The 20,584-nt window shown below is 71.6% G+C and carries 22 protein-coding genes and 1 pseudogene; 5 read left to right on the forward strand and 18 right to left on the reverse strand.

Annotated features, from left to right (window positions below):
* Nucleotides 1-12: 12 nt before the first annotated feature.
* Together MCBG_RS32355 and MCBG_RS07170 are read left to right on the forward strand one after the other, a co-directional pair.
* On the forward strand, nucleotides 13-984 hold the full coding sequence (locus MCBG_RS32355; protein WP_140946072.1) for a hypothetical protein: 972 nt from the start codon (nucleotides 13-15) through the stop codon (nucleotides 982-984).
* Nucleotides 942-1,292, forward strand: coding sequence for a hypothetical protein (locus MCBG_RS07170; protein ID WP_140946073.1), 351 nt, complete (start codon nucleotides 942-944; stop codon nucleotides 1,290-1,292). The genes MCBG_RS32355 and MCBG_RS07170 overlap by 43 nt, the downstream gene beginning before the upstream one ends.
* 75 nt (nucleotides 1,293-1,367) lie before the next feature.
* Here MCBG_RS07170 and MCBG_RS07175 read toward each other — a convergent pair whose 3' ends face one another.
* From MCBG_RS07175 to MCBG_RS07250, 16 genes and pseudogenes are all read right to left on the reverse strand, one after another.
* Entirely contained in the window at nucleotides 1,368-2,420 is a 1,053-nt protein-coding gene (locus MCBG_RS07175) for an MBL fold metallo-hydrolase (RefSeq protein ID WP_198033281.1), read from the reverse strand.
* 39 nt (nucleotides 2,421-2,459) lie between these two features.
* Entirely contained in the window at nucleotides 2,460-3,419 is a 960-nt protein-coding gene (locus tag MCBG_RS07180; protein ID WP_043324811.1) for an electron transfer flavoprotein subunit alpha/FixB family protein, read from the reverse strand.
* Between the two features lie 12 nt (nucleotides 3,420-3,431).
* Nucleotides 3,432-4,211 carry an electron transfer flavoprotein subunit beta/FixA family protein gene (locus MCBG_RS07185; protein WP_043330273.1) on the reverse strand — a complete coding sequence of 260 codons (780 nt, stop codon included), beginning with the start codon at nucleotides 4,209-4,211 and terminating at the stop codon, nucleotides 3,432-3,434.
* An 8-nt stretch (nucleotides 4,212-4,219) separates the two neighbouring features.
* Complete coding sequence (locus MCBG_RS07190; RefSeq protein WP_051611025.1) at nucleotides 4,220-5,098, reverse strand: enoyl-CoA hydratase; 879 nt, start codon at nucleotides 5,096-5,098, stop codon at nucleotides 4,220-4,222.
* Between the two features lie 48 nt (nucleotides 5,099-5,146).
* A complete protein-coding gene (locus MCBG_RS07195; protein WP_051611026.1) occupies nucleotides 5,147-6,163 on the reverse strand; it encodes an acyl-CoA dehydrogenase in 1,017 nt (338 codons plus the stop codon).
* 6 nt (nucleotides 6,164-6,169) lie between these two features.
* Nucleotides 6,170-7,309, reverse strand: a complete 1,140-nt coding sequence (locus MCBG_RS07200) for an acyl-CoA dehydrogenase family protein (protein WP_043324813.1) — start codon at nucleotides 7,307-7,309, stop codon at nucleotides 6,170-6,172.
* A 1-nt stretch (nucleotide 7,310) separates the two neighbouring features.
* Entirely contained in the window at nucleotides 7,311-8,561 is a 1,251-nt protein-coding gene (locus MCBG_RS07205; protein ID WP_051611501.1) for an acyl-CoA dehydrogenase family protein, read from the reverse strand.
* 29 nt (nucleotides 8,562-8,590) lie between these two features.
* Nucleotides 8,591-9,565: an NADPH:quinone oxidoreductase family protein gene (locus tag MCBG_RS07210; RefSeq protein ID WP_140946074.1), complete on the reverse strand. Its 975-nt coding sequence runs from the start codon at nucleotides 9,563-9,565 to the stop codon at nucleotides 8,591-8,593.
* Nucleotides 9,566-9,577: 12 nt separating this feature from the next.
* Nucleotides 9,578-10,366 (reverse strand): enoyl-CoA hydratase family protein, encoded by a 789-nt coding sequence (locus tag MCBG_RS07215; protein WP_043324815.1) that lies wholly within the window; start codon nucleotides 10,364-10,366, stop codon nucleotides 9,578-9,580.
* A complete protein-coding gene (locus tag MCBG_RS07220; protein ID WP_043324816.1) occupies nucleotides 10,363-10,872 on the reverse strand; it encodes a MaoC/PaaZ C-terminal domain-containing protein in 510 nt (169 codons plus the stop codon). The genes MCBG_RS07215 and MCBG_RS07220 overlap by 4 nt, the downstream gene beginning before the upstream one ends.
* Complete coding sequence (locus tag MCBG_RS07225) at nucleotides 10,869-11,330, reverse strand: FAS1-like dehydratase domain-containing protein (RefSeq protein ID WP_043324817.1); 462 nt, start codon at nucleotides 11,328-11,330, stop codon at nucleotides 10,869-10,871. The genes MCBG_RS07220 and MCBG_RS07225 overlap by 4 nt, the downstream gene beginning before the upstream one ends.
* 60 nt (nucleotides 11,331-11,390) lie before the next feature.
* Nucleotides 11,391-12,185: pseudogene (locus MCBG_RS07230) on the reverse strand (SDR family oxidoreductase).
* Nucleotides 12,182-13,057, reverse strand: a complete 876-nt coding sequence (locus tag MCBG_RS07235; RefSeq protein WP_043324818.1) for an SDR family NAD(P)-dependent oxidoreductase — start codon at nucleotides 13,055-13,057, stop codon at nucleotides 12,182-12,184. Before MCBG_RS07235 ends, MCBG_RS07230 begins: the two are co-directional and overlap by 4 nt.
* Nucleotides 13,058-13,059: 2 nt before the next feature.
* On the reverse strand, nucleotides 13,060-14,157 hold the full coding sequence (locus tag MCBG_RS07240) for an NAD(P)H-dependent flavin oxidoreductase (RefSeq protein ID WP_051611028.1): 1,098 nt from the start codon (nucleotides 14,155-14,157) through the stop codon (nucleotides 13,060-13,062).
* A 14-nt stretch (nucleotides 14,158-14,171) separates the two neighbouring features.
* Nucleotides 14,172-14,999: a CoA-transferase subunit beta gene (locus MCBG_RS07245; protein ID WP_205797172.1), complete on the reverse strand. Its 828-nt coding sequence runs from the start codon at nucleotides 14,997-14,999 to the stop codon at nucleotides 14,172-14,174.
* Nucleotides 14,996-15,856, reverse strand: a complete 861-nt coding sequence (locus MCBG_RS07250) for a CoA transferase subunit A (RefSeq protein ID WP_043324819.1) — start codon at nucleotides 15,854-15,856, stop codon at nucleotides 14,996-14,998. The genes MCBG_RS07245 and MCBG_RS07250 overlap by 4 nt, the downstream gene beginning before the upstream one ends.
* Before the next feature lie 172 nt (nucleotides 15,857-16,028).
* Here MCBG_RS07250 and MCBG_RS07255 point away from each other — a divergent pair, with 172 nt between their 5' ends.
* Nucleotides 16,029-16,790: an enoyl-CoA hydratase/isomerase family protein gene (locus tag MCBG_RS07255; protein WP_043324820.1), complete on the forward strand. Its 762-nt coding sequence runs from the start codon at nucleotides 16,029-16,031 to the stop codon at nucleotides 16,788-16,790.
* Between the two features lie 4 nt (nucleotides 16,791-16,794).
* Here MCBG_RS07255 and MCBG_RS07260 read toward each other — a convergent pair whose 3' ends face one another.
* Together MCBG_RS07260 and MCBG_RS07265 are read right to left on the reverse strand one after the other, a co-directional pair.
* Nucleotides 16,795-17,610, reverse strand: coding sequence for a sugar phosphate isomerase/epimerase family protein (locus tag MCBG_RS07260; RefSeq protein ID WP_051611030.1), 816 nt, complete (start codon nucleotides 17,608-17,610; stop codon nucleotides 16,795-16,797).
* Nucleotides 17,611-17,692: 82 nt separating this feature from the next.
* Complete coding sequence (locus MCBG_RS07265; protein WP_051611032.1) at nucleotides 17,693-18,625, reverse strand: SDR family NAD(P)-dependent oxidoreductase; 933 nt, start codon at nucleotides 18,623-18,625, stop codon at nucleotides 17,693-17,695.
* 191 nt (nucleotides 18,626-18,816) lie between these two features.
* Between MCBG_RS07265 and MCBG_RS07270 the strand changes: the two genes are divergently transcribed.
* Together MCBG_RS07270 and MCBG_RS07275 are read left to right on the forward strand one after the other, a co-directional pair.
* Nucleotides 18,817-19,404, forward strand: a complete 588-nt coding sequence (locus MCBG_RS07270; RefSeq protein WP_043324821.1) for a TetR/AcrR family transcriptional regulator — start codon at nucleotides 18,817-18,819, stop codon at nucleotides 19,402-19,404.
* Between the two features lie 54 nt (nucleotides 19,405-19,458).
* The gene (locus MCBG_RS07275; protein WP_051611034.1) at nucleotides 19,459-20,535 is read left to right on the forward strand and encodes a phosphotransferase family protein; all 1,077 of its coding nucleotides are present in this window, start codon (nucleotides 19,459-19,461) and stop codon (nucleotides 20,533-20,535) included.
* The last annotated feature ends 49 nt before the right edge of the window (nucleotides 20,536-20,584 follow it).

Below are 20,584 nucleotides of genomic sequence, written 5' to 3' on the forward strand. Positions count from 1 at the left end.
GCCGTGGGTGGCATGGGACGCCAGGACCGCTTCGGGACCGATACGGTCGACGATATGACCTCTGTGGATGCCAGCAAGGGACTGCCCATGCTCGGCAAGCTCGAACTACTGGACGTGCGGCAGGTCTGGAAGCACGAGGCACACACTTTTACGCCTTGGTTGCTGGCGAACGCGGACGTGCTCGGCGAACTGCTCGGCATGGACTTGGTGCTGTCGTCAGCGGAACACCCGGTGGGCGGATTCTCGCTGGACCTGATCGGCGTCGATGAGACGACGAACGAGACAGTGATCATCGAGAACCAGCTGACGAAGACGGACCACGGCCACCTGGGTCAGTTGCTGACCTGCGCCGGCGGGACGGACCCGGTCAACGTGGTGTGGATCGCGACCGAGTTTCGCGAGGAGCATCGGGCCGCGTTGGACTGGCTCAACGGCCGTACGGACGGGAACACGCGGTTCTTCGGTATCGAGATCAGCGCGGTTCGCATCGGCGAGTCGGTGCCGGCACCTCTCATGCGCCTGGTCGCGCAGCCGAACAACTGGGGCAAGAAGGTCAAAGCAATCGCTAAGGGCGACACCGCGGCAAGCGACCGAGCGATGGCCTACCAGGAGTTTTGGAAGCCTTCAGCTACGCCGCGGGCGCCGCGCTCGGTGTGGCACTGGGCTGCTGCGCTACTCCGCCGCAGCCGTGGATCGCCGGGACCTCCCCCGTCTCAGCCCTCCAGAAGCTGGTCCAGCCCGCCGACACTCACACGCTCGGCAGCCTGGGTGCCTGCCCCACACTGTGGTCGGTCTGCGGCTACAGCGTCGCTGCGCTGGCGGCGAGCGCCTGGCTGCTCCGCGCCCGTGACGCCTGACCCGGTGGGTTCAGCAGGCGTACAACCACACCGGCCCTCCTGCCCCTCACAGTCCGGCTGCGACAGCCGCTACAGTGCGCTTCCATGGCCGATCGCGTGTCCGTCGACGATCTGGGAATCTGGGTGACGCTCCCCAACGGGACGATCGGACTTCCCTGGGTGGATGTAACCGACGTCGCCGTGTACGCCTCCGTGCTACCTCCTGACGATCAGCGCATCGTATGGATGGATGCCACGCATGTCTCGGGCGAATTCGTGGAGATCAATAATTTGACCGAGGGGTTCCACGAGGCCGTGACCGCTGTCATCTCCCGGTCGGGTCACGATCCCCTGGACCTGTCCCGCTTGCAGCCGTCGGACCCCCCGGTCGAGATCTATCGCGCGCACGCTTACTCAAGAGCCATCACCCCGGAGGTCCCTGGTCGTAAGCAATGACAAACTGCGACTGGTGCCAGGTGACGACCGGGCTTCGGCTGCCACGGCCGGCTTCGACCGGAAGAGCCCGTGTGGTCACGCCGGGGCGTAGCGGCGCACTCCGTCGACGTCGGCAGCCTTCAGCCGCCCCTGCGCCACCAGCAGGTCGAGGTGGGCGGCCGTCTCGGTGACGGCGAGCATCTGGTTGAACAGGTCCAGGTCGGCGAAGGCACGCTCCCGCCTGGTCCAGGTCAGTTGACCCGCCGCCTCGTAAGCCGTCGTCGCGTCACGCACGACCTCGCACGCCTGGTCGAGTCGCTTCGCGTGATGGTGCAGGAGTTCGTCGACGCGCGCGTGGACACTCGGGCCGACCGGGCCGTGCGCCGGCAGCATCCGCTGGTCGGGCAGAGACCGGACCAACCGCAACGAATCCAGGTAGTCCCCGAGTGGCAGCGCCGCGGCCGCCGCCTCGAAGCCGATGGACGGTGTGATGTGCGGAAGGACGTGGTCGCCGGTGAACATCAGCTCCGCGTCGCGATCGAGGAAGACGACGTGCCCACGGGTGTGTCCAGGGGTCGCCACCACCCGCAGCGTCCTGGTCGGCAGGACGACGTCGGTCCCCCCGGCCAACCAGTCGTCCGGCGCCGCCCAGTCCGTCGGATCATGCCGCGCCGACTCGGCCCGCGCGCGCAGCGCTTCGACGATCTCGCCCGCACCGCATCGCATCAGCGCCTGCCAGTGTTCGGACATCGGCCGGTGGCCCGGAGTCGACAGCTCGCGGATAGAGGGTTCCTCGCCCTCGCCGAGGCTCACCGTGGTGCCGAACTCGCGCCGTACGGCCACCGCCATCGCGTAGTGGTCGCGGTGCACGTGCGTCACGAGGAACCGACGTACGTCCGCAAGGCCCGCGCCCAGTGCAGCCAGGGCCGCGTCCAATGCCTGTCGGGCCGCCGTGATGGCCCAGCCCGAGTCGACCAGCACGAGGCCGTCGTCACCGGCCAGGGCGTACACGTTCACCGATCGCAGACCGTCCTGCGGTAGCGGCAGCGGAATGCGGTACACCCCTGCGGCCACCTCGAACACGCCCGGACGCGTCCAGTCCGACGTCACGTCATCGGGCTCGACCCGCATCGCTGCTGCCCCCACCATTCGCCGTCCTCCATCCAGAGCATGACCGACACGACTGTGTCACTTGCGCTTGCGGATCTCCTCGGCGGCCTGGGGGACGACCTTGAACAGGTCGCCGACCACGCCGTAGTCGGCGAGTTCGAAGATCGGCGCTTCGGCGTCCTTGTTGACCGCGACGATGGTCTTCGAGGTCTGCATGCCGGCCCGGTGCTGGATCGCCCCGGAGATACCGAGGGCGACATACAGCTGCGGAGAGACGGTCTTGCCGGTCTGGCCGACCTGGAACTGGTGCGGGTAGTAGCCGGAGTCGACCGCCGCGCGGGACGCGCCGACCGCGCCGCCGAGCAGGTCGGCGATCTCCTCGACCAGCTTGAAGTTGTCCGCGTTACCGACACCCCGCCCGCCGGACACGACGACCGACGCTTCGGTCAGCTCGGGGCGGGAGCCCTTCTGCTCGGCGACCCGCTCGACGACCTTGGCGAGCTTGTCCGCGTCGGTGACCGACACGGTGAGCTGCTCCACCGCCGGGGTGGCGGCGGCCGGGACCGGGTTGAGCGAGTTCGGCCGGACGGTGACCAGCGGCAGGCCCTTGGTGACCTTCGCCTTGACGATCGTGGAGCCGGCGAACGCCACCTGGGTGGCGGTGCCGTCGGCGGCCAGGCCGACCGCGTCGGTCAGGATGCCGTTGTCCAGCTTCACCGCCAGCCGGGCGGCGATCTCCTTGCCCTCCTGCGACGACGCCAGCAGCACCGCCGCCGGCTGCACCCGCGCGACGAGGTCGGCGACCACAGTCGCCTTGGGGGCCACCAGGTAGCCGTCGATCTCCTCACCCTCGGCCGCGTAGATCTTCTCCGCGCCGTACTCGCCGAGCTTGGCGCTCAGCGCCTCGGCGGCGCCGGCGCCACCGAGGACGACGGCGCTCGGGGTGCCCAGCTCGCGGGCGAGGGTGAGCATCTCGAGGGTGACCTTCTTGACGCCGAACTCCCGGGTGGCTTCGACGACGACGAGAACCTCAGACATGTCAGTGACCTCTCACACGAACTTCTCGGTGGCGAGGAACTCGACCAGCTTCACGCCGCCGTCGCCCTCGTCGGTGATCTTCTCGCCGCCGGAGCGCGGCGGGCGCTTGGAGTGCTCCACCACCGCGCTGGTGGCGCCGTCGAAGCCCACCTCGGCCGCGGCCACGCCCAGGTCGCCCAGGGAGAGCGTCTGCACCGGCTTCTTCTTGGCCGCCATGATGCCCTTGAACGACGGGTACCGCGGCTCGTTGATCGTGTCCCAGACGGAGACCACAGCCGGGGTCGAGGCGGTCACCACCTCGTAGCCCTCCTCGGTCTGCCGCTCCACCGTCAGGGCCGACCCGTCCACGGTCAGCTTCCGCGCGCCGGTCAGCGCGGCCACACCCAGCCGCTCGGCGATCATGTGCGGCATCACCTGCACCCGGCCGTCGGTCGACTCCGCACCGCACAGAACCAGATCGGCGCCCAACTGCCCGAGCGCCGCGGCGAGGACCTTCGAGGTGGCCACCGCGCAGGAACCGTGCAGGGCGTCGTCCACCACATGCACGGCCTTGTCCGGGCCCATCGACAGCGCCTTACGGATCGACTCGGTCGCCCGGTCCGGACCCATCGTCAGGATGGTGACCTCACCACCATGCGCTTCCTTGATCTTCAACGCCTCTTCGATGGCGTACTCGTCCATCTCATTGATCACGTTGTTCGCCGAACCGCGGTCGACGGTGTTGTCGTCAGAACGCAGGCTGCGGTCCGCGCCCGAATCAGGCACCTGCTTGACGAGTACGACGATATTCATCGCTTCGATCACCCTTCCTGTCTCGCGGCGTCACGCATGCTCCGGGCGTCCTGGCCACCGAGGGAGTCACTGCCCACCTCGGCATTGTGCGCGTGCGCAACGTGGTGCAGCCCGAACACCGAATCCATTCCGTCCCGCAGGCCCATGAGGTCCTCGGCCTGGTTGACCGCCTTCTTGGTCAGCGCGAGACCCAGACGCGGCATCTGCGCGATCCGTGCGGCGAGCCCCATGACCTCCGCCTCGAGCTCGTCTCTGGCGACCACCCGGTTGACCATGCCCAGCTCGGCGGCGCGCGCCGCCGGCATCCGGTCGCCGGTGAAGAGGAACTCCTTGGCGAAGCGCGGACCCATCACCCACGGGTGGGCGAAGTACTCGACGCCGGGGATCCCCATGCGGACGACCGGATCGGCGAAGAACGCGTCGTCCGAGGCGACGATCAGGTCGCACGACCAGGCGAGCATGAGGCCCCCGGCGATGCACGCTCCCTGCACCATCGCGATCATCGGCTTGGGCAGCTCACGCCAGCGACGGCACATCCCGAGGTACACCTCGGACTCCCGGGCGAACCGGCTGTCGGCCCCGGCCTTGCCCACATGGTCCCACCACAGTCCGGCCCGCCGGTCGAACGACGAGTCGATGTCCCGGCCCGGCGTACCGATGTCGTGGCCGGCCGAGAAGTGCTTCCCCGCGCCCGCCAGGACGATGACCTTCACCTCGTCGTCCGCGGCCGCGCGGTAGAACGCGTCGTCGAGCGCGTAGGTCATCGCCGAGTTCTGCGCGTTGCGGTACTCCGGCCGGTTCATCGTCACGACGGCCACCGGCCCCCGCGTCTCGTACCGGACGACCTCCGCCGCCGCCTGCGGGTCCACGCCGCTGGTCTCGCTCATCTGGATCTCCTTCTCACGGGTCGGGTGTACGTCGTGCGGGGCCGGCGGTCAGGACGCGGGGCGCACGCCGGTCAGGCCGACACCGAGGTCGTCCAGCAGAGCCGCCCGGTGCCAGGCGGCGCTGCCCCACGACGACTCCAGAGCCCACGACCGCTTGAGGAACAGGTGCAGGTCGTACTCGGTTGTGTAACCGATCGCGCCGTGGCACTGCAGGGCGGCCCGGCCCACGACGTGCGCCGCCTCGGACGCCAGCGCCTTGGCCGTCGCCAGGGCGCGCAGCCGGCCCGGAAGGCCCGCGGCCAGCTCGAACCCGGCCGTCGCCACCACCGGTACGGCGAACTCCAGGTGCAGCAGCGCCGTGGCGAGGTGGTGCTTGACCGCCTGGAAGCTGCCGATCGGCACCCCGAACTGCTCCCTGGTGCGGACGTGCTCGACAGTGAGGTCGAGCATCCGCCGGGACAGCCCGATGAGCTCGGCCGAGGTCGCCAGCACCCCGCGCTCCCAGGCCAGCCGCACCACCTGCGGGTCGTCCACCGCCGCCACGAGCCGCGCGCCTGCGTACCCGGTCAGGTCCAGCGCGACGTCCACCGACGGCGACGTCGAGACCGCCGCGTCGGACACGTCGAGAATCTCGATGCGCCCCGTCCCACCGAAGCCGCCACGCAGCACCAGGTCGACACCGGAACCGAACGCGACATGCCCGGTCTCCGCAGGGTCGACGCCGACCGTGAGGCTCCCGTCGACGAGCTTCGCCAGCAGGTCCGGAGCGCCCGCGGCGAGCACCGCCGGGGCGACCGCGAGGGTCGCCGTGAGCGGCAGCGGCGCGGCGGCGTACCCGATCTGCGCGAAGACCGACACGAGGTGGTTCTCGTCCACGCCCAGCCCTCCGTCGTCCTCGGCCACCAGCAGCCCCGCAACGCCGAGACCGGCCAGGCTCTCGGCCAGTGCGGCCACCTGCGCCGATCCGGCTCCGGCGCGTACCGTCTGCGGCGGGCACCGGTCGGTGAGCACCTGACGGACGACCGCCTCCAGCTCCCGCTGCTCGTCACTCGGAGCGAAACGCACGCCTGATCACCTCCTCGGCAGGCCGAGCAGGCGCTCGGCGATGATGTTGCGCTGGATCTCGTTGGTGCCCGCGTAGATCGGGCCCGACAGCGAGAACTGGTAGCCGCGGGTCCACGGGCCGTCCACGAGCGCGTCCGGGCCGAGCAGTTCCAGCGCCGTCTCGTGCAACGCGATGTCCAGCTCGGACCAGAAGACCTTGTTGAGGCTCGAACGTGCGCCGGACGGACGACCCTCGACGATGTCGGTGACCTGAGCCAGCGTGAACTGCTGGTAGGCGTGCGCCTGCATCCACGAGCGCGCCACCCGGTCGCGGAGCAGGTCGGTCGCCGCCTCGCCCCGCTCGCCCGCGAGCGCCACGAGCGCGGCTGCCGCCTTGAGGAAACGCCCCGGTGAGCGCAGCGTCAGTCCCCGCTCCGAGCCGGTCGTCGACATCGCGACCGACCAGCCCTGGTCGACGCCGCCGAGGACCGCCGAGTCCGGTACGAACGCGTCCTCGAAGAACACGTCGGCGAAGCCCTCGTCACCGTCGAGCCGGTCGAACCCGCGCACCGTCACGCCCGGGGTGTCCAGCGGCACGAGGAAGTACGTCAGTCCGCGGTGCCGCTGCGCCTGCGGGTCGGTACGGAACAGCCCGAACAGGTGGGTGCAGAACGCGCCCCGGGTCGACCAGGTCTTCTGCCCGCTCAGGCGCCACCCGCCGGCCTGCTCATCGCGTACCGCCCGGGACGTGATCCCGGCCAGGTCGCTGCCCGCGCCCGGCTCGGACCAGCCCTGGGCCCACAGGTCCTGCGCCGCCGCCATCCGCGGCAGCAGCTCGTCCTGCTGCTGCTTGGTGCCGAACTCGAAGATCGTCGGGGCCAGCAGGAAGATGCCGTTCTGCGTCACCCGCTGCGGCGCGCCGGCCCGGTAGTACTCCTCCTCGAAGATGAGCCACTGCCAGATCGAGGCCTCGCGGCCGCCGTACTCCTGCGGCCACGACACGACCGACCACCGGTCCGCGTGCAGTGCCCGCTCCCACTCCAGGTGGGCGGCGAAGCCCGCCGCGGTGTCCCCGGAGGGCAGCGGCTGCCGCGGCACGTTCGCGGCGAGCCAGTCGCGGGCCTCCGCACGGAACTGCTCGTCCTGTGCCGACCAGGTCAGATCCATCTCAGTCCCGTCCCGTCCCGGCGGAAACCGTCGCCGGCGTGTCGCGGTAGCGGCGTAGTTGCGTACGCGCCACCGTGCGCAGGTGCACCTCGTCCGGGCCGTCGGCGATGCCGAGGATGCGGGCGCTCGCCCACATCCGGGCGATCGGGAAGTCGTCGGTGACCCCGCCGCCGCCGTGCGCCTGGATCGAACGGTCCAGCACGTTGCGGGCGACCCGGGGCGCGACGACCTTGATCGCGGCGATCTCGGTCGCGGCGCCCTGGATCCCGACCTGGTCGATGAGCCACGCCGCCTTGAGCACGAGCAGGCGCGCCTGCTCGATCTCCATGCGGGACTCGGCGATCCAGTTCCGCACCACGCCCTGGTCGGAGATCGGGCCGCCGAACGCCTCGCGGGCCGTCGTCCGGCGCACCATCAGCTCGAGGCCCCGCTCGGCCATGCCGACGCAGCGCATCGCGTGGTGGATGCGGCCCGGGCCGAGGCGGGCCTGGGCGATGGCGAAACCCTCGCCCTCGGCGCCGAGCAGGTTCGTCACCGGCACCCGCACGTCGTCGAACCGGATCTCACAGTGGCCGTGCTGGTCGTGGTAACCGAAGATCGGCAGCGACCGCAGAATCGTCACCCCGGGGGTGTCGACCGGTACGAGGATCATGGACTGCTGCCGGTAGACGGCCGCCTCCGGGTCCGTCTTGCCCATCAGCACGAGGACGGCGCAGCGCGGGTCCGCGGCGCCGGTCGTCCACCACTTGCGTCCGTTGATGACGTACTCGTCGCCGTCACGCACGATCGAGGTGGCGATGTTGCGCGCGTCGGAGGAGGCCACGTCCGGCTCGGTCATCGAGAAGCCGGAGCGCATCGTGCCGTCGAGCAACGGGGTGAGCCACCGCTGCTTCTGCTCGGGCGTGCCGAACATGTGCAGCAGCTCCATGTTGCCGGTGTCCGGCGCGGCACAGTTCATCGCCTCGGGGGCCAGGTAGGGCGAGCGTCCGGTCTCCTCGGCCAGGTAGGCGTACTCGACGTTGGTGAGGCCGGACAGGTCGGGCAGGAAGAGGTTCCACAGCCCCAGCGTGCGCGCCGTCGCCTTCAGCTCCTCGACGACCGGCGGCAGGACGTGGGACACCCCGCCGTTCTCGCGGGCCGCGGCGGCGAGCTGGGCGGCGTACACCTTCTCGGCGGGGTAGACGTGCTCGGTCATGAACGTGCGCAACGTCGCGAGCAGTTCGCTCGCGCGCGGGCCGGGGCCGAGGTCCATCCGGGTCAGGTCGGTCGCGTCAGCCACCGTCACTCCTTGCCTGTGCTCGTGCGGAGGGCGATCTTGCCGCGAGCGCCACGGTTCAGCACCGTGCCGAGCGCGCGGGCGGCCTCCTCCAGCGGGAAGACCTGGCTGACGTGCGGCCTCAGCCGGCCGGCGGCGATCCACTCCAGCACCGTCGTCATGTTGGCGGCGTTCGCCGCCGGGTCGCGCCTTGCCCAGGCGCCCCAGAGGACCCCCAGCACCGCGCCCTCGGTGAGCAGCAGCCGGTTCAGCTTGACCTGCGGGATCGTGCCCGCCGCGTAGCCGACGGTGAGGAACCTCCCGGCCCACGCGAGGGCGCGCAGCGCCGCGGTGGCGGCGTCGCCACCGACGGGGTCGTAGACGACGTCGGCGCCGGCGTCGCCGGTCAGCGCGCGCACCGTCGCGGTCAGGTCGTCGTAGCCGATGGCGTGGTCGGCGCCGTGCGTCAGGCACAGCTCACGCTTGTCCTCGCTCGACGCGGCCGCGATCACCGTCGCGCCGAGGGCCTTGCCGATCTGCACGGCGGTGAGGCCGACGCCGCCGGAGGCGCCGAGCACGAGCAGCGTCTCGCCGGCGGCGAGGCGGGCCCGGTCGACGAGGCCGTGGTAGGACGTGCCGTAGACCACGGGGATCGTGCTCGCCTCGACGAGGTCGACGCCGTCGGGCAACGGGTGGACCATGCGCGCGTCGACGAGCACCTGGGTGGCGTAGCCGCCGATGCCGCAGAAGCCGACGACGCGGGTGCCGACGGGTGGGCCGGTCACCCCGTCGCCGAGCGCCGCGACCGTGCCGGCGACCTCGCAGCCGGGCACGAACGGCAGTTCCGGCTTGGTCTGGTAGGTGCCGGCGACGATGAGGCCGTCGGGAAAGTTCACCCCGGCGCCGGCGACGTCGACGAGCACCTGCCCCGGTCCGGGCTGCGGCTGCGGCCCGTCGGTGACCGTGAGCACCTCGGGACCGCCGAGCTCGCGCACCACCATCGACCGCACGGCTCAGCCCTCGCTGCCCGGGCGCGCCGCCTTGTCGGTGCCGGCGAACTCGTCGCGGATCCGGTCGGCGACCCCGGTGAGGTTGAGCTCGAAGGTGAAGCCCTGCTCGAAGCGATAGCTGCGGTTGACGTCCCACAGGTCGATGCCGTTGAGCGAGGCCTTGGCGGCGCGGATCACCGTGGGGTCCTTCTCGGCGATGCTGGTCGCGACGGCGAGCGCCGTCGCGCGCAACCGTTCCCGGGGTACGACGCTGTGCACCGAGCCGTACGCGTGCAGCTCCTGGGCGGTGGCGGTGGCCGAGGTGTAGACCATGGCGCGCATCCGGTGCTGGGGCACCATCCGGGACAGGTGGGTGGCCGCGCCGAGGGCGCCGCGGTCCACCTCGGGCAGGCCGAAGGTGGCGTCGTCGGAGGCGACGATGACGTCGGAGTTGCCGACCAGGCCGATGCCGCCACCGAGGCAGAAGCCGTGGACGGCGGTGACGACCGGGACGGGGCACTCGTAGACGGCCTTGAACGCGGCGTAGCAGCCGCGGTTGGCGCCGAGCAGCGCGGTGAAGCCGTCGGTGTGCTGCATCTCCTTGATGTCGACGCCGGCGTTGAAGCCGCGGCCCTCGGCGCGCAGCAGCACGACCCGCACCGACTCGTCGGCGCCGGCGGCGTCGAGGGCGGCGGCGAGCGCGAACCAGCCGGCCACCGGCAGCGCGTTGACCGGCGGGTTGTCCACGACGATCTCGGCGATCCCGTCGGCGTGCACGGTCGTCGTCACCGACGGGTGGCTCGTGGGGTTCATCCCTGCTCCTCGGTGGTCTCGGGCCGCTCGCCGGCCTCGACGGCGACGTCGAGGGGCAGGACGAATGTCGCCCACGCGGTGACGGCCTTGTCGCCGCTCTGCCGCCGGCAGGTCAGCTCGACGTCGACGCGGCCCTCACGGCCGTCCTCGCTTTCGAGCACGTAGGTGCGCAGCGGAACGCCGTCGAGGGTGAGGACGTCGCCGGGCCACACCTGGGCCAGGAACCGGATGCGGAAGTCGCGCACGTTGGGGCCGCCGAGCCAGTCGGTGGCGTAGGTGCCGAGCAGGCTGGCCTGCCACATGCCCACCGAGAAAGGGCTCGGGAACCCGGCCGCCTTGGCGAAGACCTCGTCGTGGTGGATCGGGTTCATGTCGCCCGAGGCACCCTGGTAGCGGACGAAGTCGGTGCGGGTCACCGGGCCGTACGTGCGCGCCGGAGGGGTCGCCGGGACGGGCAGGGCGACCTCGGTCGTACGGGGCCCGGCGGTGGCCGTCGTGTCGCTCATGCGGACGCTCCGTCCCCGGTGACCGGCGGGCGGGCCGTCTCGACACCGGTGAGCTTGGCGCGGGCGACGAGACGCCCGGTCTCGTCGTGGAAGTCGGTGTACATCACGGCGAACGTCATCTCCCCGCCGCGACGCCCCACCTTGGTGTAGATCTCGCCGATGCGCGACTGGCAGGTGAGCCGGGTGCCGGCGCGGGGCGGCTCGCCGAAGAAGGTGTACTGCTGCTCGGCGTGCAGGCCGCGCTGCTGGTCGAGCTCGACCGCGGACCACGGGTTGGAGTCCTCGCCCTGCCAGAAGAACGTCGTGGTGAGGAACGTCGGCTGCACGACCGGGTTCTCCTCCCGCAGGTAGTCCGCGTCAGCCGCTCCGGTGGCCAGCGCGAACTCGCGGATCTTGCCGCGTTCGACGTCGAGCCGGAAGGGGGCGCCGGTCACGCCCTGCGCGTCGGGGTTGGCCACGACGTGCTCCTTTCGTTGGTCCGCTGCGAGCCGACACGGTCGCCGGTGCGCAGCGGGTGGTCACGGGTGCTGGCTCGAGACGGACACGACCTCGCCGGTCATGTACGACGAGTAGTCACTGGCGAGGAAGACGATCACGTTGGCGATCTCCCACGGCGTCGCGGCCCGGCCGAACGCCTCCTGGGCCGAGAGCTGGGCGAGCAGCTCGTCGCTGGTCACCTTGGCCAGATGGGCGTGCATCGCGATGCTCGGGGACACCGCGTTGACCCGGATGCCGTGCTCGGCGACGTCGAGGGCCGCGCAGCGGGTCAGCGCCATGACTCCGGCCTTGGCCGCGGCGTAGTGCGCCTGCCCCTTCTGGGCGCGCCAGCCGATGACGGAGGCGTTGTTGACGATGACCCCCCTGCCGGCCGGGATCATGTGCCGCAGCACCGACCGGGTCGCCTTGAACGTCGAGGTCAGGGTCACCGACAGGACGGAGTCCCACTGTTCGTCGGTCATGTCCTGCACCGCCGCGGTGCCGCCGAGGCCGGCGTTGTTGACGAGCACGTCGATGCCGCCGAACTCGGCGGCGACGGTGTCCATGAGGTGGTCGAGCTGGGCCTGGTCGGTGACGTCGCAGGGCACCGCGAGCGGCCGGGTCCCGGTGAGGCGCTCGATCTCGTCGGCCGACGCGGCGAGACGGCGCTCATGGCGGTCGCTGACGGCGACACTGCGCGCCTTCCTCCGCGGCGCGGCGCGCCGTGGCGAAGCCGATGCCGGTGCCGGCCGCGGCGGTGACGAGCACCGAACGCCCGGAGAGCAGCCCGTGGGCCGGGCCGGCCCAGTCGGCGACGTCGGTGTGACCGGTGTCAGACACGGGCGGCCATCTCCTTCGCGATCTCCTCGACGGTCCAGCGGGCACCCTTGTCGATCGTCCAGTCGTAACTCCACGGCGCGCAGCGGCGGATCTCGCCGCCCTTGGCGTAGTACACCTCGCCGGTCACCGGCACGTCGGCGGTGAGCATCCAGGCGACGAGCGGGGAGACGTTGCCCGGGTGGTAGACGTCGAACACGGCGGGGTCGGCCGGGGCGGCGACCATCTCGCCGACGCCGGGCAGGTCCTGGGTCATCCGGGTACGCGCGACCGGGACGATCGCGTTGACGCGTACGCCGTAGCGGCTGATCTCCTGGGCGAGGATGACGGTGAGGGCGGCGATGCCGGCCTTGCCCGCGCCGTAGTTCGTCTGCCCGACGGCGCCGATGATGCCCGAGGTCGACGAGACGTTGACGATCGAGGCGACCGGCTGGTTGCCGGCCTTGGACTCGGTGCGCCAGTGGTCGGCGAACACCCGGCACGGCGCGAACGTCGCGCGGAGCTGGCCACGGATGACCGCGTCCCAGTCGTCCTCGCTCATGTTGACGAACATCCGGTCCCGCAGGATGCCGGCGTTGTTGACGAGGCCGTCGACGCGTCCGTAGGTGTCGCGGGCGAGCGCGAGCAGCTCGCGGGCGCCCTCGGTGGTGGCGACGTCCGCGGTGCTGGCCACGGCCCGCCCGCCGGCGTTCGTGATCTCGGCGGCGACGGCCTCGACGACAGAGGGGTCGCTGCCGGTGCCGTCGGCGGCGGCGCCGGTGTCGGCGACGACGACCGAGGCGCCTTCGGCGGCGGCGAGCAGGGCGTGCTCACGGCCGAGGCCGCGGCCGGCACCGGTGACGACGACGACGCGTCCCTGCAGTGCTCCCATGACTACTCCTCCTTGTGCCCGGCCGGGGTCGACGCGACCGGCGCGGGCACGCCGAGCCGGTCGAGGGTCCGGGTGGCCTCGTCGATGATGCGGTCGATGAGCTCGGCGACGCTCGGGACGTCGTCGATCAGTCCGACGACCTGGCCGGTGGCCATGACGCCGAGGTCGGTCCTGCCCTCCAGCAGGGCCGACCGGTAGAGCATCGGAGCGTTTGCCGCCATGACGACCTGGCTCCACGTCAGGTCGTGGGCCTTGCGCATGGCCAGGCCCTCGCGGACCATGTCGCCCCACGGCGTGCCGGACAGCTTCTGGAAGGCGAAGGCGTTGCGTACGGCCCGAAGCAGCCGGCCGGCGGCGGAGGTGCGCTCCAGCTCGTCGATCGTGCCGGCGCGCAGCACGCGCTGCGGCACGCCGTCGACCTGCAGGGTCAGCACGGTGTCGTTGACCGTCTTGGACAGGTAGACGTCCTTCACCGACGGCTGGACCGGCGAGTCGCTGGTGAGCAGGAAGCGGGTGCCCATGGCGACGCCCTCGGCGCCGTAGGCGAGCGCGGCGACGAGGCCACGGCCGTCGAAGAAGCCGCCGGCCCCGATGACCGGGATGTCGACGGCGTCGACGACCTGGGGCAGCAGCAGGCTGGTGGGCACCCCGCCGGTGTGGCCGCCGCCCTCACCACCCTGCACGATGACGGCGTCGGCGCCCCACGCGGCGACCTTCTCGGCGTGGCGGCGCGCGCCGATCGACGGTACGACGACGAGGCCGGCGTCCTTGCACCTGGCGATGAGTTCCTGCTTGGGGGCCAGCGCGAAGGACGCGACCTTGACGCCGGCCGAGATGAGCAGGTCGATGCGCTTGACGACGTCCGGCTGGTCGGCACGGATGTTGACGCCGAACGGCGCGTCCGTGCCGGCCTGGATCTGCTCGACGGCCTCCACGAGCTCGTCGTAGGAGAGCAGGCCGGCCGCGAGGATGCCCAGTCCACCGGCGTTGGCCGTCGCGGTGGTCAGGCGCACGTCGGAGACGTAGCCCATGCCGGTCTGGACGATCGGGTACCGCACCCCGAACAGGTCGGTCGCCCGGGTACGCAGCGTCGGGTGCATCCCGCGGCCCTGACTCATGCCGGGATCTCGCGGTCGCGCAGCGAGCGGGGGTCGATGACCTCGCGGATGAGGCGCAGCTCCTCGGCGCTCGGCTCGCGGGTGGCCGGGACCTCGCCCTCGACGTGCACGGCACAGCCGGTGGCGGCGTGGAACTCGTCGAGCGTGACGCCGGGGTGCAGGCTGAGCAGCCGCATCGTGCCGTCGGGGCCACCGAAGTCGAGGACCGCGAGGTTGGTGACGACGCGCCGCAGCTCGTGGTGCGCGATCGCGGCCGGGCCGGCGGCCCGGGCGCTGTCGGTGCCGACGCCGGAGATCATGTCGACGGTCCGGACGAAGCTGCGCGTGGAGTGGTTGGGCACCCAGTAGCTGGTCGGGTGGTAGATGCTGTTGCCGGGGGCGCCGCGTACGCCGAGCAGTTGGACCTTGGGCCGGGTGTAGTCGCCGATGGCCGAGATGTTGGTGTTGCCGTGTCCGTCGATCTGGACCGGGATCATCATGACGTGCCGCTTGCCGTGCCAGACGAGGTCGAAGATGGTGCGGAACGGGCTCCAGCCCTCGATGACGACGCCCTCGGTGGCGTGCGGGTCCGCGCCGATCTCCCAGGAGCCGGAGACGAAGTGGGCCTCGCCGTCGGTGAGCAGCAGGTCGGGGGCGACGGTGAGCCGGGCGAGGCGGACGCCGATGGCCGGGATCGTGCCGAAGGCGCTGGCGATGGACTCACCGTCGCCGGCGAACGTGTCCGCCACGGCGACCGCGCAGTACTCGGCGCGGGTCACCGGCGCGTCGGCGGTGGTGGCGCTGCCCGTGGGCTGGTCCACGGACTCGGTGGCGGCGCTGCTCATGCGACCTCCTCGGCTCGGGCGGCGACGGCCGCCTGGTAGTCATCTTCGGTACCGGACAGGTACCGCTGCTCGAACTTGGCCCAGGCCTGCGGGTCGCCGGCGGCCTTGACGTACTCGCGCTGGAAGGCCTCGTCGCGCTCGTAGTCGGGGGCGCAGGAGGTGAAGTGCGCGCCGTTCGGGGTCTCGACGACACCGGCGACGAGCTGGCGATTGATCTTGATGGTCGCCGAGTGCCCGGCGGCGCTCAGCTCAGCCGTGGGCACGATCCGCTCGCAGGACATGAAGGCCTGGTCGGCGGCGAGGCAGTAGAGGTCGTCGAAGTACGGGTCGGGCCCGAGGAACTGGCCGTTGCCCTGGGCGTCGGCGCGGTTCATGTGCACGAGGGCCGCGTCGAGGCGCAGCGGCGGCATCGCCACGAGCCGCTCGGTGCCGTACGGGTCCTGGACGAGCTTGAGGTCGGGGTTGTGCTTCAGGACGTCCGACCCGAGCCCGGCGCGGGTCGGCAGGAAGGGCAGGCGGATGCCGGCGGCGTACAGCCCCCACTGGAGCATGCCCTCGTCGTACTCGGCGATCTCGACGGCGCCGTTCTGCCGCGCGGCGCGGAAGTGCGGGTCGAGGGCGATGCTGTCGAGGGAGACGAAACCGAAGACGACCTTCCTGACCTTGCCGGCGGCGCAGAGCAGCCCGACGTCCGGCCCGCCGTAGCTGACCACGGTCAGGTCCTTGAGGTCGGAACGCAGGATCTCGCGCACGAGGGCCATGGGCTTGCGCCGTGAGCCCCAGCCCCCGATGCCGATGGTCATCCCGGATTCGAGCCGCGACACGACGTCGCGGGCGGTCAGAGTCTTGTCGGCCATGTGTCCCTCATCGTTGCGTCTGTCGGAGCACTGCCCGAGCGGTGGTGAGCAGCGCGAAGGGCGAGTCGCGTGCCGGGCATCCACGGCCGGGTCGCCATGTAGCAAGCGCTTGGTTGGTACACTAACAGCCCCAGGGGAAGGGTCAAGACCCTGTGGCCAAGGAGGGCGGAAGATGGACACCGTGGTGCGCGAGCGCGTCGACGCGGTGGGAGTCGTCAGGATCAATCGGCCGCAGGTGCGCAACGCCCTCGATCCCGACACCCTCCTGGCGATGACCGACGCCCTGCTCCGGTACGACGCGGACCCGGGCGTACGCGCGATCGTGCTGACCGGCACCGGCGAGTTGTCCTTCAGCGCGGGGATGGACCTGCGCGCCGCGGCCGAGGGACGCCTGGTCGACGTGGCCCGCAGCCCGCTGACGCTGCTGCGCGGCGGCTACCGCAAGCCGGTCATCGCCGCGGTCAACGGGCCCGCCGTCGGCGGCGGCTTCGAACTCGCCCTCGCCTGCGACCTCGTCGTCGCGGCCGAGCACGCCTACTTCGCGCTGCCCGAGGTGGGGCGCGGCATCGCCGCCACCGAGGGCGGCACCGACCTGCCGCGTCGCCTGCCGGTCGCCGTGGCGCTGGAACTCGGACTGACCGCCGAACCGCTTGCCGCGGCCCGGGCCCACGAGCTGGGGCTGGTCAACGCCGTGGTCCCGGCCGACGAGGTCCTGCCGCGCGCGTTGCAGCTGGGCGCCCGGATCGCGACCCACTCCCCCGCCGCGGTGCGGGCGACCAAACGGCTCATGCACCTGAGCCTGGACCCCCGCGTGGGCGATCTCGCCGCGGTCAACCGGCTCACGACCCTCGAACTGCTCGCCGGCCCGGACGCGGCCGAGGGCGCGGCCGCGTTCGTCGCCAAACGCGCGCCGCGATGGGCGGACGCGCCCTGAGCGCTCAGGGACGCGCCGCCGCGATCTGCGCACGCGTCCACGCGACCGAACGGGTCAGCGCCGGCTCGGCGCCCTCGGCCTCGACGGCCGGGCCGAGCAACTCGACGTCGACGACGCCGGTGTAGCCGGCCCGCAGCACGCTCGCCAGCAGACCGGCCATCGGCAGGTCGCCGTCCCCGGGCACCCACCGGTTCGGGAAGGTCGAGGTGCCGACCCGGAAGTCGGACACCTGCAGAATCTCGACCTGGCCGACCCGGTCGCGGATCAGCTCCGTCAGGCCCCGCTCCTGCCAGCAGCAGTAGAGGTCGAGGCAGATGCCGATGCCGCAGAGGTCGGCCAGGGCGACGGCGTCGCGCGCGGTGTGGGTGAAGCTGAGGTCGCACTTGACCGGCAGCGTGTTCTCCACAGCGAGGCGTACCCCGTGTTCGCGGGCGGTGGCCACGACCGGAGCGATCCGCTCGGCGAACCGGCCGGCCGCCTCCTCCCACGTCAGGTGAGCCGACGGGCCCGAGGTGAGGTAGACGAGGTCGGCCCCGAGCCGGCCGGCGTCCACGACGCCCTGCCGCAACGCCGCGACCTGCTGCGCCCAGCCCGGCTCGTCGTCCGGGTGGGCGGTGAAGCTGTGCACGAGGTAGCCGAGCCGTACGTCGTGCCGGGCGAGCAGGTCACCGAGAGCGGCCACGCCGAAGGAGGCGACCTTGCTGCGCTGCAGGCCGACGAGGTCGGCACCGGTACGCCGGTACATCGCGATCTCCTCGGGCAGGGCCCAGGACATCGCGGCCATGCCGCTGACGCAGACCGGGTTGGTCGTGGCGGACATCGGGCTCCTGTCGGCTCGGCGGTCGTCCGGAGGGTCGGACGTCGGGTCGCTCTCGGACGTCGGGTCGGCCTCGGACGTCGGGTCAGTCGAGGTAGACGATGCGCGCCCGGCGTACCCCGAGGGGCGCCAGGTGCGGTCGCAGCCGCGCTGTGACGGCCTCGGCGATGCGCTCCGGGGTCCACGCCGTGTCCCGCAGCACGGGCTCGGCGAGCGCCGGGTGGGTCGTCAGCATGAGTTCGGGACCGTAGGAGCGCAGCACCTGGCCGGTCAGTTCGGCGCTGAGGTCGGAGAGCAGGTAGAGCAGCAGCGGCACGTTGGCCTCGGGCGCGATGCCCGCGTTCTGCCCGCTCGGTACGCCGCGGAACCGTTCGAGCACCTCGGCCATCCGGGTCTGGGCGTTCGGGGAGATCGCGTTGACGCGGATCCCGACGTCGGCGAGTTCGGCCGCCCAGGCGTAGGTGAGCGTGGCGATCGCGGCCTTCGTCGCCCCGTACACGGCCGTCTCGGCACGGCCCATCTGCTCGCCCGAGGTGACGTTGACCAGGACCCCGCGCCCCTGGGCGCGCATCGCCGCGATGGCGGCGTCGCCCCAGGCGACGGCGCCGAGCACGTTGACCTCGAGCATCCGGCGCACAGTGGCCTCGGACTCGGCGCCGGCGCGGGCCATGGCGAAGACGCCGGCGTTGTTGACGAGGCCGTCGAGCCTGCCGTGCTCGGCGAGGCAGTCACGCACGACGTCGTGCGCGCTCGCCCAGTCCGCGACGTCGGCGACCCGGATCGAGCCCCGGCCGTCCGCCGCAGCGATCTGCCCGCTGAGCCGTTCGAGTCCGTCCGCGTCGACGTCGACCGCGACCACGTGGCCTCCGGCCGCGGCGATGCCGCGCGCGTACGCCGCCCCCAGCCCGCCGGCGGCGCCGGTGACGAGGACGACACGGCCGGCGAGCAGGCCGGCTGCCCGGTCGGGCCGGGCGGCGGGCGGACGCCCGGACGGGACGGCGGGAATCGGGTCGGGCATCGGGCAGCCCCTCTCGGCTGATCGGGATCCGCAGCGAGCTCCGGGCACCGAACGAGCGCTTGGTTGGCCGCCACCCTAGGCATTGCGAGCACCCCGGTCAAGGGAGGCTGGCTTTATCATGCTGAAGGCATCGAAGTGATATAAAGCAAGCGCTTGACCAACACATTGCTCGAGGAACCGGGAGCACCCATATGTCGACGACCCAGGACCGACGCTCGGTCATCCTCGACAACGCCGCCCACCTTTTCGCAGCCAAAGGAATCGATGCCACGACCGTCCGCGAGATCGCCGATTCGGTCGGGATCCTCTCCGGCAGCCTGTACCACCACTTCAAGTCCAAGGACGAGATGGTCAACGCGATCATCTCGGACTACCTGACCGACCTGACCTACCGCTACGGCGAAGTCCTGGCGTCCGAGGAGAAGCCGGCGACCCAGTTGCGCAAGCTCGTCACCAGTTCGCTGGCCAACATCGAGGCCCACCCGCACGCGACCGAGATCTACCAGAACTCGAGCGGCTACCTGCCCAAGATCGAGGGCTACGAGCACATCCGCGAGGCGGCCGCCACGATCCAGCGGGCCTGGATCCAGGTGCTCGAGGCCGGTATCGCCACTGGCGACTTCCGCAACGACATCCCGGTACGCGTGCTGCACGGCATGCTGCGCGACGCGCTGTGGCTCTCGGTCCGCTGGTTCAAGCCGACCCCGTCGTACTCCATGGCGAACTTCGCCGACGACTTCGTCTCGGTGTTCCTCGACGGCATTCTCGCCCGCGACTGAGCGCGGACAAACCAAGCGCTTGCTAGGGTGATGCCCGGAAGAGGAGGCGCCCCCATGACGGCAGCAGGTCACGCCCGGACAGGTCCGGCCCCGATCGAGCCCACCCGGCACGCCGGGCTCCCGGCGGGCGTCGACGCCTGGCTCGGCCGCGCGGTGCCCGAGCTGCAGGGCAACCTCCGGCACGAGGTCATCGCCGGAGGGCGCTCCAACCTGACCTACCGGACCACCGACGCGGCCGGCCACGTCGTCGTGCTGCGCCGTCCACCGCTCGGAAACCACCCGGCCACCGCGCACGACGTCCTGCGCGAGGCGCGAATCCTGCGCGGGCTGCACGGCCACCTCCCGGTGCCCCGGGTGCTCGCGGTCGAGGAGACGGGCGAGGTGGCCGGCGCGCCCCTCGTCGTACTCGAGCACCTCGACGGCGTGATCCTGCGCAGCCCCGCCGACGTCGAGCGGCTCACCACCGAGGCCGACCGCGCGCTCATCGGCCCCACGCTCGTCGACGCTCTCGTGGCCCTGCACCGACTCGCCCCGGAGGTCATCGGACTGGGCGGCCTGGCCCGCCGCCGTGACTACCTCCCCCGGCAACTCGGACGCTGGCACGAGAACTGGCGGCGGAGCAGGATCCGCGACCTGCCCGACCTGCAGACCGCGCACGAGCACCTGGTGGCCGCGGCGCCCGGGCAGTCCCGCTCGGGGATCGTGCACGGCGACTTCCGCCTGGACAACTGCATGCTCGACTCCCGGTGGCGGGTCCAGGGCGTACTCGACTGGGAACTCACCACCGTCGGCGACCCGCTGGCCGACGTCGGCCAGTTGCTCGTCTACTGGGCGCAGGCCGGCGACACGGCCCGCGCGCTGCACGACCCGGCCACGGTCCGGCCCGGCTTCTCGACCCGGGACGAACTGCTCTCCCGGTACTGCCTCGCCACCGGCACCGACCCGGGGCGGATCGACTACTTCGTCGCCTACAACTGGTGGAAGACCGCGTGCATCCTCGAGGGCGTGTACACCAGGGTCACGCAGGGCGCGATGAGCGGCGGCGACCGCACCGCGGCCTCGTTCGCCGAGCAGGCGGCCGCCGTCGCCGGCCGGGCGGCGGCCCTCGCCGCGGCGCTGCCCCGGCACTGATCCGCGCCCGGCCGTACCCACTCGGCGTGGGTGGCATGAACCGGCTGTC

Origin of the sequence: Micromonospora sp. M42 (genome assembly GCF_000568915.1) — a bacterium.
Taxonomy (GTDB): domain Bacteria; phylum Actinomycetota; class Actinomycetes; order Mycobacteriales; family Micromonosporaceae; genus Micromonospora; species Micromonospora chalcea.